Source organism: Pseudomonas sp. JL3 (genome assembly GCF_031570575.1).
GTDB lineage: Bacteria > Pseudomonadota > Gammaproteobacteria > Pseudomonadales > Pseudomonadaceae > Aquipseudomonas > Aquipseudomonas cucumis.
The window spans coordinates 167,830-179,468 of record NZ_JAKWJK010000003.1 but is presented as its reverse complement, the minus strand read 5'-3'; the positions used below and the strand labels follow the sequence as shown (position 1 = coordinate 179,468).

11 protein-coding genes are annotated in these 11,639 nt (G+C 53.5%); 2 read left to right on the top strand and 9 right to left on the bottom strand.

Features of this window, described 5'->3' with window-relative positions:
* The first annotated feature begins 30 nt into the window (after positions 1-30).
* The gene (locus tag MMG91_RS07120; RefSeq protein WP_310659205.1) at positions 31-339 is read left to right on the top strand and encodes a DUF1652 domain-containing protein; all 309 of its coding nucleotides are present in this window, start codon (positions 31-33) and stop codon (positions 337-339) included.
* Positions 340-347: 8 nt separating this feature from the next.
* Here MMG91_RS07120 and MMG91_RS07115 read toward each other — a convergent pair whose 3' ends face one another.
* From MMG91_RS07115 to MMG91_RS07095, 5 genes are all read right to left on the bottom strand, one after another.
* On the bottom strand, positions 348-557 hold the full coding sequence (locus MMG91_RS07115; protein WP_310659402.1) for a hypothetical protein: 210 nt from the start codon (positions 555-557) through the stop codon (positions 348-350).
* Positions 558-960: 403 nt separating this feature from the next.
* Positions 961-2,010 carry a hypothetical protein gene (locus MMG91_RS07110; protein WP_305505813.1) on the bottom strand — a complete coding sequence of 350 codons (1,050 nt, stop codon included), beginning with the start codon at positions 2,008-2,010 and terminating at the stop codon, positions 961-963.
* A 12-nt stretch (positions 2,011-2,022) separates the two neighbouring features.
* The gene (locus tag MMG91_RS07105; protein WP_305505815.1) at positions 2,023-2,646 is read right to left on the bottom strand and encodes a hypothetical protein; all 624 of its coding nucleotides are present in this window, start codon (positions 2,644-2,646) and stop codon (positions 2,023-2,025) included.
* 120 nt (positions 2,647-2,766) lie between these two features.
* Complete coding sequence (locus MMG91_RS07100; RefSeq protein WP_305505817.1) at positions 2,767-4,032, bottom strand: hypothetical protein; 1,266 nt, start codon at positions 4,030-4,032, stop codon at positions 2,767-2,769.
* Complete coding sequence (locus tag MMG91_RS07095; RefSeq protein WP_305505819.1) at positions 4,029-5,243, bottom strand: serine protease; 1,215 nt, start codon at positions 5,241-5,243, stop codon at positions 4,029-4,031. Before MMG91_RS07095 ends, MMG91_RS07100 begins: the two co-directional genes overlap by 4 nt.
* 213 nt (positions 5,244-5,456) lie before the next feature.
* On the opposite strand from MMG91_RS07095, the gene MMG91_RS07090 reads away from it, so the two are divergent.
* Positions 5,457-5,993, top strand: a complete 537-nt coding sequence (locus MMG91_RS07090; RefSeq protein ID WP_310659204.1) for a hypothetical protein — start codon at positions 5,457-5,459, stop codon at positions 5,991-5,993.
* A gap of 150 nt (positions 5,994-6,143) precedes the next feature.
* Here the strand turns inward: MMG91_RS07090 and MMG91_RS07085 are convergent, their stop codons facing one another.
* The 4 genes from MMG91_RS07085 to MMG91_RS07070 form a co-directional block, all read right to left on the bottom strand.
* Positions 6,144-7,559 carry a UvrD-helicase domain-containing protein gene (locus MMG91_RS07085; RefSeq protein ID WP_310659203.1) on the bottom strand — a complete coding sequence of 472 codons (1,416 nt, stop codon included), beginning with the start codon at positions 7,557-7,559 and terminating at the stop codon, positions 6,144-6,146.
* Positions 7,549-9,279 (bottom strand): AAA family ATPase, encoded by a 1,731-nt coding sequence (locus tag MMG91_RS07080; RefSeq protein ID WP_310659202.1) that lies wholly within the window; start codon positions 9,277-9,279, stop codon positions 7,549-7,551. The genes MMG91_RS07085 and MMG91_RS07080 overlap by 11 nt, the downstream gene beginning before the upstream one ends.
* Positions 9,280-9,462: 183 nt before the next feature.
* Positions 9,463-11,037, bottom strand: a complete 1,575-nt coding sequence (locus tag MMG91_RS07075) for a hypothetical protein (protein ID WP_310659201.1) — start codon at positions 11,035-11,037, stop codon at positions 9,463-9,465.
* A gap of 48 nt (positions 11,038-11,085) precedes the next feature.
* Positions 11,086-11,406: a hypothetical protein gene (locus tag MMG91_RS07070; RefSeq protein ID WP_310659200.1), complete on the bottom strand. Its 321-nt coding sequence runs from the start codon at positions 11,404-11,406 to the stop codon at positions 11,086-11,088.
* Positions 11,407-11,639: the final 233 nt, after the last annotated feature.

Genomic DNA, 11,639 nt, shown 5'->3' with positions numbered 1-11,639 from the left:
TAAAGAGAAATAATGCTAAGGCCGACCATCATGCTTTCCATTCTGGAGCTCCGCCACACCATTGAATGTGGCTTCCTGCCGCTGTCTTGTAGCTGCACCGTGAACCCCGATGGATCTCTGATGATCAAGGTATTCGAGCCATCCTCTGGTCAAGTGGAATTGCTGGTCACTGGTATCTCGACGGCGAATCTCACATCGAGCCGAGCCATTGCCAATCTAATTAGCGAGCTTCGCTCAGAGATGGCCGCGACGAGTGTTTCTTTTGCTCAGCAGACTCGCAGCACAATCAATAAGCGCACGTTCTCAGTGACCCAAGGTCAGCATGATCTTTTGGCGTAGGGGGTGAATTACTCCGGTGTCATCAACACCGCAAGCGTCATGTTGATGAACTCTTCATTTGTTCTGATCGTATCCAGCGCACCGCGCACATTGCCTCCCACCTCACCCGATCCACGCTGTTCGACCCAGAGCGTCAGTTCCATGATGGCAGCCTCAAGGGCTTGCTGGTTTTCGTTGATCTTGAATAGCAGGGAAGGGAGCAGATCTGAGTTTGGCATCGCGAATCCTCCATGGAAGAAGGAGAGCGTAGCAGTATGAGAACGGATGGAAAGTACGGACACCGTCGAGTCCTGTCAGCTATTCAGGCTCACCTTTTCCAGCAGCTCGCTTAGCCTCCCGTAAGATGTCCTCGGCGTTCATTGCAGAGTCCAGTTCTGGCAACGGGTAGCCGGCCTCAGCATGGGCTTTGGCGCGCTCCTCAATCAGCAGGCTTTCTGGATCACGAACCTTTTGATAAGTCCGACCATGTACATACCAATCACGAGACCTCATTGCTTTCCGCCGGTTTAGACAGTGCTTAACAGGCTAGCATGCGGTAAGGGAAGGGAGGAGTTTGCGGTCATAGCCAATGGGCCTAGTAGATAGAATGTACAGATAGCTCTGAGATACATGTTTTTTAGACTAACGCTTCCGTGCCCGCCATATTTCTTCGATGTCCAGATTGGCTAAGGCATCGCGCATCAGCGTAAAGGCGTTGTCCGAAAACTGGGGAATGCGAGTCGATCCAAATTCGAATACGTTACGGCACTTCACATCTTCGTCTATGCCTAGATGAGCTCGTAGCGCTTTGGCTTTAGGTTGGGAAAGCCCGACCTTCTTTGCGAGATCGGCTGCTCCAAGATGAAATTTTTTCTGCAGATCTAACTCGCGCACTGCCGCAGCCTCTGCTGGGTCGTCCCCACCGATATACCGTACAGGCGCACCTTCTTTTTTCGTGAAGTGAACGACCAGGTTCACGCCTTCGCCGTCAGTACGAGTGCCCACCGTCGAAAGACGAGGAAAGACTTCATTAATGCCCTGGCCGCCACGCACAGCCTTTTCTACCCGGTCAATATCGCGTTCGGATACCTCTACTTCTTCCACCGCGATGGATTCCATGGCCAGCATTGATCGGATACGGCCACGTGCTTCATCACGTTGACGTCTTCCCGGCTCCAACAAATCCCTAATCAGGTTGTATTCCCTGTCCACTAAAAACTCAAAATCACCTGGTGGCATAGTCGACACTGGCAGCACGCGAGCCGGAATATGATCAATCAAGCTAATCTCCAAAGCCCGGAGCAAATACGCATCGAATGCCGTTATCAATGCCCTGGTGTTGAGGTATAGCAAATCTTCGGCAACAACCACCGACCAATGCTGGGCAGCATCACGCAGACTATCCACTGCGCGCATCACACCGGCTTCTTCTTGAGTCAGACCATAGTGGGCAATGCAAAGCCCAAGGCTTTTGTCGAACGAAATTGAGCGCCCTGTGACCTTATCGAATACTTTGGCCTTGTTTTGAACAAGGACTGCCTTGAGCAGCATTTCACAGGCGTGCTGAAGGTGGAGCAATACGGTAGTGATACGGCCATCGTCGTCAAAGCTATTGAAGGACTGCATCCCGATACGAAGGGAGCTGACAGCTTTGATCTTAAGGGTTCGTGCGTCCCGTAAAAGCTTCATCATTCATTCCTTCAATCATGGACAAAACCCGGAATTGATGGGGTTTCGCACTACGGGGTGAGAGCTAAATTCATCATCTATTCTCTGCATCCAGTCGGGGTTTTCGGGTTTTCGACCTGAGCCCACGACTAACTTCAGTGCGCATTTCCGACACTGATCGAGCAGTGAGTGAGGGATTTGTTCTAGCAGCCCTTGGTACTCATCAAAGTCACCATCGCGGTATCGATAAAAATCTGCGCACCACAGGTTGTTGACCCACTCGCTGATATCTTCATCGGAGTGCTGTGACGTATCCACTAGGGCTTTGACGAACTCGACGACCTGAGGGCGCTCGCGCTTACCGAATCCTCGAGTGGTGAGACAGAAAAATTTCACCGACTTGATAGCCTGTCGGCACTTCCAGGTCAGCGAATCGAGAGACTGCTCGTCACGCATCTCTGGCACAAGCTTATACGGGTTAATCAACTCTCCCGTGTCTTGAGCTACCGCATGAATTATTCGATTTACATTAAATGATCGCCATTCATCACGGGTGTGGCAAAACGCGCTAATAAGAATGTCGTTTTCCTTTTGCAGATCCGAGATTTCCCTTTCCGTAATGCTGCCTTCACCATCTTGATATTTGATGAGTATGCGCATGTGATCTCCTGAAATTGTCTCTTCCGTAGGAAGCGTCCGCCTGAGTCGTGTAAGGTGACTTCGGTAGACGCTTACGACCCATCCACGCAAGCGGCCATTACACTCTGAAATCCGAAGGTCTTATTTCTTGGCGGCGCCTTCTGCTTTTGCTTCGATGTAGCCACGTTCCTTGGCTTTTTCCTCAAGCTTATCGACGAGGTACTTGGTGACTGTTTCGTCCTTGGCTGCGATATCGGTCAGGATCTTGGCTGTGGGCATGGCATCCGGGCCCTCAGAGACTTTGACCGCGACTTCCTGGAACGAGCCGTTCGACTCAACTTTGTGGCTCACGTAGTTGGTGACGAGGTCACCGGCCTGGTACTGATCGCCGCTGGTCATGCGCTCCAAGAGGATGGTGGGCTTGTTCTCGCCAAGGCTGACCTCAACGGTCATCTTGCGCTCCAGCCCATTGGCGGTGCCTTTGTGCATCGGATAGGGATAGAACAGGTAGGTAGGCCTGATGGTGTAGATCACGCCGTCCTTCACCGGGGTTGGAATCAGGTGGAGTTCAACGATCAGCGAGGGGTCGCTGACCAGATCCTGGAACGGTATCTTGGTTGATTTGGTGTCAAGACCCGGCAGCCGCATGGCATACCCGCGATAGGAATAGGCAGTCGGCAGCCCCTTTGTGATCGGATCTTCATTGGCGCCCAGCGCGCCGGGGTTGTCGCTCAGTCCCGCAAAGTCACGGAAGCGATTCCAGGAGAGGCCACCGGAAGCCCCCTCCTGATACTTGCCGGCGACGACGAGCACGCACAAATCTTCAGCAGAGGGTTTGATCTCTCTCTTGTCCTTGTCTGTATCAAACGTGGCTGCAGCGGCTTTACCTGCAGCCTCTTCTGCGGCTGCAATCTGTTCCTTGGTCGCGCCTTTCTTGGCCTGAGCGGTGGCTCTGGCATCGGATTTGGCTTGCTCCACGGCGGCTGCCCTTTCCGAGGCCAGCTTTCCAAGGAATTCAGGAGACGGCCAGGATTGATAACCGCCGCCGAGCTTGCCGTCCGGCTGTCTAACCGGGGGGGTGCTGATGAAAGTGGACGCGCTGACAAAGACATCGGCGTTCAGGTAGGCGGCGCGCTTCTCAAGGTAGTCCTTTCCATAGGCAACTCCTTCCTTGATCAGATAGCTGGCCGCTGAAATGGCTAGGGTCGCACCAAGGCTTTCCGCGCCTGGATCCTTCACTGTGGCGCAGGCATCGCCCCTCTTGATGAACGCGCGAGCCCCAATAATCACCGGGCGACTTTTCTCGATTTTGTCGTACTTGACCTCATCCACCTTGATGGAGCTCTGGGTGAGCCCACCGCATGCCGAAACCATCAGGCATGCCGATATAGTCAGGATTCTTCTCATGGAGTTACTCCCTTAAACGATGCCAGGTGTGCGTAGTTGATAGTTCCTGAGTCTTTGCAGTTGTTTTCCTTGCGGTCACCCCCTGAGTGAATGGCCAGTAACCCGACCTTGCTAGTCTTTTGGTCGTAGACATAGATGGGCCCACCCGAAAACCCCTTAGCGGTACTGCAGGTGTGAATGAGGCAGGCGTTCTTTTCCAGACGGACGATTCGGCAATAGCCTTTCCCCACTGGACTCCAGATGAACCTAAGCGGAGATTTCACGCCTTTGTCGTTGGCAATGCTTGCTGACATGTCGTACCCAAGCGCCATGCCTGGGTTGAAAATAGGGGTATCCCAGTTCAGCGACTTGGTCGACATATTGAGGCTAGGGAGGTCTGCGTCGGCTATCGCAGGGGTCTTCAGCTCGATGAAGCCGATATCGCACCTGCTGGCGCATTCCCTGACACGATCCCAGTCGACTTTCTCCTTTTTGCCGTTGACGATGATGTACAGGTCACGGCCAATCATCCCTTCGTCAAACAGGCAATGACCGGCGGTGATCCAGATATCCTTCTTGTAAACCGAGACCATGCAAAGGTGTTTATTGTCAGCGTCCACCAGGCTGGAAAGCAGGTAGATAGCTTTGGAGTAGGTCTTACCGTCCGAGTTTGGCGGGGATACGGAGGCAGCGGGGTTGTTCACCTCGGAGAAGCAATTGGTCATGTACTCGTTGAGGCGTGCCAAGTCTATTATCTGCTCGCCCTTATAGCAGGGCTTCGCCTCCTTGTGCATTTGGTCAATCGCGCTTTGGGGGATTGTGACCTTTACCCCGTCGATTTCATTTTCGAAATTTGGGTACTTGTCATAAATGTCGATTACGAGTTCTTTGTTGATGAGAACGTATCGGTGCGCGGCCTTATCGGGAATCCCGGTGAGGTGGAGCCCAGTTCTTAGCGTCGGATCGATAATCAGGCGGTCTGGAATTGGGAGCCCGGCTTCGATGAAACTCCGGAGCGCGTTGGCCCGCTTCTCTTCGAGCCGATAGACCTTCTGGGTGGTGCTAGCGGTGAGCAACTCGATGATCCTGAGCTGCATCTCCCTGGCCTTCTGATAGACGTCTTTCCGAGCCTCTTGGACGAGCTCTATATCAAAGTCAGGCACAATTTCCGAAGCCTGAAGACCCAGAGGTGTCAGCAGCAGGAGAGCAAGGAAGCAGGGTCTAATATTCATGGCCAAATCCTTTTGTAAGCATGAATGCTTGAAATTTATAGCTGATTGCCATCATGTCGTCCAGACTGATGCGCGCCGAGGGATTGCGCTCGCAAACTGGCTACTGTCTTCCGTAGGACGCAGGATGGAGTCTAGGTGCTAATCCCCTACGGCAACAGCTTCCTGAGGAAACCATCGCTTTGAACCCGGAAATTGGGATGAAGCGTAAGCTGGATGCGCTTAGAAAAGCTGATGGCTTATGAGCATGTTCTGCATCTGATCTTCGGAACACCTATATGCATGAAGCAAAAAATGTTCAGGCTAACGACGCCTGCGACGCAGGGAGAGCTGATCGTAATGATTTCTTATGAAGAGCTCCGGCATCGTGAGACCGAAAGGCGAAAAGCACTTTGGACGCTTGTCCACGTCCCTCCTGGAGATGTCAGGGCGCTCGATGCGCTGGACGTACTTGACGATATTGCGCAGCGTGAACGGCTTGATATTGCGTCAGTGGAACAGCCTCTCGGCGTTGAGGAGGTTCTACGTTTCGTACCGACTGAGCCACACCCGATAGGTTGCCGGATAGTTCGCGAGTCAAGCATTCCGCAGCCGTGGCGTGAGCGTTTCCTGCGTGCCAGCGTGGGATCTACACGTGTTCTGGAAGGGCCATACGCGCACGATTGGGATATGTTTCTTGCCGAGTGGCAGAATGAAATGCGACACGTAGAACGGCATAGAGCTGCTAGAGGCAAACGTATTTTCACACGCTAGGCAGAAACCATTAACAAGAAAGGTCGATTCGCAGCTGCACACTGTCGGATTCGATGCCATGTGGCTACCTCCTTAGTCCATCGCCGACAGGTTTTAAAACGCATTTAGCGTGCGTCAACGTCAACACGGAACGCATCGGGTCACCTCAGGCTATGCCGGCTGCAGAGTTGGTGTACCTGAACAAACCAGGATTTTTTTGGCTCCTCTGGTCAATGCGACGTATAGATTCCGAGCGTCCATGCCTTCGGGCTCGAGGATCACCGCTACATCCGCCTCAAGCCCTTTCAGCAATAATGTGCTGCCTACTGCTCGACGGTTTAATGGCCTACCTGAAAATCTGGCCTTGTCACGAATTTGAACAACTGCCTGATGGAAGGTGTGCGTTCCTGACATAGCCATTCTTAACGCAGCTACGCAACATCTCAGCATTTCTGGGCGATACAAATGGGTTTCAGGTAGTCGCGAATATCGCTCTAGAAGCTCAGCGGCACTTCCTAAGCTCGGCGCTTGACCATATGTGACTGTGGCGTGTTCAAGCGGGGAGGGCGCAGTACGGTTCCTACCATTTTGGATGCTTTGAACTCTAGGTAACAAGGCAGCTGGGCCGATGCCGGTCATGAGGCTTGCAGTAAATCGAACCAGGAGATCCAACGCACCCGCCGCGCCAGGATCGAAGTTTCTTGAGAAGCTGACGAGATCGGTCAGCTCCACGTTTTCGACGACTGTCGCACCTGGTATCTGGCTTGTCAGTCGATGGCGGCTGTTTACGTTAATGGGGTCTGCAATGATCAGTACGTTTTCCCCTTCCTGCACGCGCACCATGGCAGCATTCCGGCGTTGCTGATCTGCGTTTGCAGGCGTCGTTTGAATCCACTGGATATCGGCAGGAGCACCCCGCAAATCGACTGAGTGCCCGGCCTCCAACAGCCTTCGAGCTTGGAGTAACCAAGTGCCGATATCTTCCCTGCCTACACGGCGCCACCGCCATGGAGTGTTCAGCATCCCGATAGCAGGAAAGTGAGGTAGTACATCGTCATTCCAATCGACCAGTCGATTACCGCCGAAGCCGAAAATCGCCTGCATAGGATCGCCTAGAACGTAGGTAGGTAGCGCTTGGCCAAGCCAAGCGACGATCACGTGCTGAGCCTGGTTGCAGTCTTGGTACTCATCAACAATCACGCGAGAGTAGGTGGCTTTCAACACTCCGCTGATGTGACCTGCACTCAGCAACTGCCCTGCAGCTGCTCGAATTGCGGGATAGTCATTGCGACGATCCAGCAGCAAAAGAATCGCTGGATTATGCCCGCTTCGCATCGGAAACTTGCTGATGATACGAATGCAGAATCCGTCCAGAGTGCCGATGTCATAGGACGCGCCGGGTATTCCTGCCCGTTTCAAACGGTTCCGCAAAGCGGCGACGCCGGCGTTGGTGTGGGTGAGCACGAGTACCGGCTTGGCTTCTCGGTGCTCGGCTAGGGTATCGGCAATGAGCTGGGTCTTTCCGCAGCCAGCTGGGGCAGTAACTGAGCCACGAGGGAAGTCGAACAGGCGGATCTCAGGCGGCATGAATCCAATCCTTTATCCCGTTGATGATTTGCTGGAAGCCGACATTTGAGTTGGCCAAGTGGGGCCCTATGATGTCTTTCGCTACGTATTGATAGGACGTCACCGACTTGAACCATCCATTCCTCCTGATCCGCGAGGCGATTCCCAAAAACCTGCGCTGCTCAGGTTGATAAGGGTTGAGCTGTTGGCGGCTATCAAGCACTTCGTTCAGGGACAGCCGGCCTTCTGATTTCGACCGGATATGTTCAGCTACCAGCTCTTGCCCTGGGTCTTCGAGCGCCTTGGTGATCAGGGCATCCAAAGCTGCGTCGGGCAGGCTGGCAAAAAGCTCATCCTCCAATGCACGGCCAACTCCCCAGGTTATCGACCGTCCTCCGGCAGCGAGAAAACTTTGTAGAACCCCTGGGGTGGGTGGCTTGTCAGCGTCAACGATGGCGAGGACGCGATAGCCCAGTCCGAGTAAAGCGAGACCCCGGTTGTAGCAGTTGTCGGTAGAGCCGCCGTTAACGTCGACATAGGCTCCTCCCAGGGCCATGAAGGAGGGTAGTCCCTGTGTTCCCCAGTAAAGATCTAGGCCACGGACGAGACCAACCTCGCTAGCGCCTTCGCAGACAATCACATGCTTTGCCAAGAAAGCCTCAGGATCAGCCCTCAGTGTGCTCTGGACGTCGTTTGACGTTCCTGCCAGGCGTACTTCGTGCTGATCACCTCGCTTACGCACGATATGAAGTTGATTGCCCGATAGCTCTCGTAGAGCCACCGGGGAGTGAGTTGTCACGAACACCTGGAGGGGCGGTACACTTTCCTTCGCTCCCATTGAGTCCAGAAAACGTATCAATCGATGTGGTTCGAGGCCGAACTCAACTTCGTCTACCAGCGCAATAGAGGCCGCTTGAGCTGCTCGCCGTTGAAGACCTGCAACCAGAAGTCGGGACGAGCCGGTACCAAGCGATCTAAGGGGGATACCGTCCGCATCGTGTAAGGCGATAGCGCCATCTCCGATTGATACGGAGTGCGCATCAAGCAGTGCTTGGGCAGCACCACCGATGGGTACTCCAAGATTGTTGGCCGTTTCGGTGACGATTTGCAACGGCTGTTGAAGCTCTACTCCTGCCTGGTTCCCAAAGTTTGCTCGAGCTTCTCGGGCTGCTGCGGCTAACGCCCCCCCGAGCGCGGCACGCTCGTCTGTCAGCTTGTTCAGTATGGAATTACGACTCCAAGACAGATTCATACTGGCAAAGCTACCGATGCGAGCAGGCGCGAGACGGGCCCGATCCTTCCACGCTAGACCACGCTCCAGTCCTTGCTCGGCGGCTCGCTCTGAATGGAGAGTCCAAACGGGCTCCAAGTCACTGTCGACTTTCAGTCGGAGTGTTAGAACGGTTTCTAGACCCATCCTAGGTTCGTCCTCGATATTGCCTGTGGCGGGATCGAATCCGCGCAGGAAATCTCCATACGTGTCCAGATTGATCAGATCATCTGGGAGGGCGCCAATGGTCGTGTTGATTACAATTGGCGTGGTGACATTCAAACCATAAAAGTCTGTGTCCCCGATGGGCACGCTTCGGCGTGCTCCCAAGCACATATCAATGGCATCTAGAATGCTGGATTTTCCGCTGTCACCTGGGCCTATAAGGCAGTTAATGCCTGGAGAAGGTGTCCACGTGAGAAGTCTGATAGATCGAAAATTTTGGATCTCAAGCTTGCGAATCCTTGCCATTGTTGTGCGCCTCTCTTCCCAACATCAGTTCAAATGCCTTCCCGAGCATAGCCTCGTGCCTGCATGCTAACCATTGGGCGGAAATATGAATTTTCTCGGGATGTTGCGACGAGCAAAGTTGCTGAGGAGTCCCGGGCTGCATCAATCGCCCGTGGAGAGGTAGATCACGGCAGCTGCTCAAGCCTACTCGCTATCCTTGGCTAATCTGTCACTCTCCTTGCGGCTTTTCTTCTGCTTGGAGGCTACGGCCATAGGGTGATTCGAGAAATGTTGCTTATAGGTTTTAAGTAGTGATTTGTTTCCCGACTCCGTGATCATCTCCAGAAGCTTGGGGCCTTCTCGAAAGGCAATTGAGTATCGGTTCGTCTTGCCATTCTCTTGTTCAATCAGCGCTTTCGAAGCTGGGCTGAGGGTCGCGTTTGTCCACAACTCGAAGGTTTGTTTGACGCTGCCATACCCCTCCTCATGTTTAGCGAAATCGCGCAGGACGGGTAGCCGTTTCATCAGCCATTTCTCGACTTCCGCTTCATCCACCTGTCCAGTCGGTAGGTGACCTTTGCATTCAATGAACACGACCTCGATGCTGCCAACTTCCACAAGCACGTCGATTTCGGCGCGTGCGCCATCTGAACCGCGTACTAGCTTGTTGATGCTGATATAGGGCTTGCGGTAAGTCTCTTCCGCCAACTGCGCGCACAGGTATTCGAACAAGCATCCACGTAGAGTGCCCTCAGCACCTTCAATTTTCCCCAATGCATTGAACAATACGTCGATTTTTTCGGGGGTACCCAGATTGAGCGCAGTGGCCTTCAAAATCGAGGCCAATTCATGAAGGGCCTGGGCAACGTCGGAACCTAGCAACGAGTCTAGCGTGGCGGCAATTGCGCCGTTGGCTCGAATAGCGCGCACGGCGTCTTTTTCAAACGACTCCGCCAAGAACATCTGCAGGATGGGGGCCACCTTATTGAATCCACGGACGTTCGAGCACTTTTTGATGAAGGCCTTGGCAGCATCCGCTGTCAAAGATTCACCCAGATACACATCACATACGAACGAACCGGGCTTTGGCTTCGTGCCCGGGCTGTTGCCACTCGATCCGAGCAATGGATACAGATAGGACGGGGCCGACAGATCCCAGTAGTTTGGCCCTGCGGATGGAATAGCTCCCTCGCCACGGATTTTTATCTGATTCCAGCTTCCAATGCCGAGACGTCGCGCCCATTCCCTAACGGCGTTTAACGCCATAGTTTCAACTTTAATTCGCGCATTGAGATCCAAAAACGCGAGTTGCTCATCCTCAGCTGAGAAGCTAGCAAGAGCCACGGATTCTCCAATGCCTCCTAGGTCGACGCGCTTGATAAGGTTTGTGGCGATTAGCTGCTCTACAACCCTGTCTGCATTTAACTGTTTGGATTGTAGTTTGGGGGCGCCGCAGGCGATTTTGAAATGATCGATGGGCAAAGCGCCGCCCCGATCCTGAAGAGCTGCTAAGCCGTATCCGCAGGCGTGATTGGTGCTTTTGAGTGCGTCGATGAGGCTATCGAAAAAGATCTGCGACCCGTATTGGCTGGTCAGATACACGAATGAAGTACGGTGCGGAAAGCTGATCCCCTTCAGGCGCTTTGCTGCTGAACGTTGGATCAACTGTCTAGCATTCGGAGCGGTTACTCCATATTGGTTGACCAGTTTTCCCGCCAAGATAGAGCTGAGGCAAGGGCCCCAGCGCTCTAAAACTACCTCAACTTTGCTCGACTTCACCAGAGGCTCCTTACGTAGGTGTCACACTGCGCTATTTATAAGCCTGTATTACAGGCGTGGGTAGAGAAACGGAAGCGCCGGCATAGAAGCCTTGCTCTGTGGGGCATAGAGGGTAGGAATTCGGTAATTCGGCGCGTTGTTGTCACAAAGCGATTTGAAACGCTTCAGGTGATTCGCATGCGCGACTAGATTTTGCTGCCGATCATCAATTGCTTTTCCATGCAGACTGTCTACTGCAGATAACGCTTGGGCTGGTGTGCCGATGTGCTGTTCAATCAAGGTGGACTTGCGAAAGCCCACAGCTGATTGCATCAAAGATCTGAATGACTTAAGCGGAAGCTCACCCAGCTGAGCCAGGTACTTTGCCACTTGGCTCTTCAGTGCATCCGTCAAGAGAAGTCATACTGTTGGTAGTTAGCTTCACAGAAGATCGACCTCTTCGGGCTTGAGCCATCCAGCCTCGATTACTCGTTGCTTAACTATCTCAGGTTGAGCGGTGTAAACCACAATCGCGAGACTTTCTTCGGCCCGGCTGCAAGTGACGTACAGCAGGCGGAGGGTGCGTGCCAGGGAGGCGTCATTGCCCTCGCGCTGATTTTTGA

Coding starts and splice junctions, on each gene's coding strand:
- MMG91_RS07120 (WP_310659205.1), top strand. CDS start 31: ATGCTTTCCATTCTGGAGCTCCGCCACACCATTGAATGTGGCTTCCTG.
- MMG91_RS07115 (WP_310659402.1), bottom strand. CDS start 557: ATGCCAAACTCAGATCTGCTCCCTTCCCTGCTATTCAAGATCAACGAA.
- MMG91_RS07110 (WP_305505813.1), bottom strand. CDS start 2,010: ATGATGAAGCTTTTACGGGACGCACGAACCCTTAAGATCAAAGCTGTC.
- MMG91_RS07105 (WP_305505815.1), bottom strand. CDS start 2,646: ATGCGCATACTCATCAAATATCAAGATGGTGAAGGCAGCATTACGGAA.
- MMG91_RS07100 (WP_305505817.1), bottom strand. CDS start 4,032: ATGAGAAGAATCCTGACTATATCGGCATGCCTGATGGTTTCGGCATGC.
- MMG91_RS07095 (WP_305505819.1), bottom strand. CDS start 5,243: ATGAATATTAGACCCTGCTTCCTTGCTCTCCTGCTGCTGACACCTCTG.
- MMG91_RS07090 (WP_310659204.1), top strand. CDS start 5,457: ATGCGCTTAGAAAAGCTGATGGCTTATGAGCATGTTCTGCATCTGATC.
- MMG91_RS07085 (WP_310659203.1), bottom strand. CDS start 7,559: ATGCCGCCTGAGATCCGCCTGTTCGACTTCCCTCGTGGCTCAGTTACT.
- MMG91_RS07080 (WP_310659202.1), bottom strand. CDS start 9,279: ATGGCAAGGATTCGCAAGCTTGAGATCCAAAATTTTCGATCTATCAGA.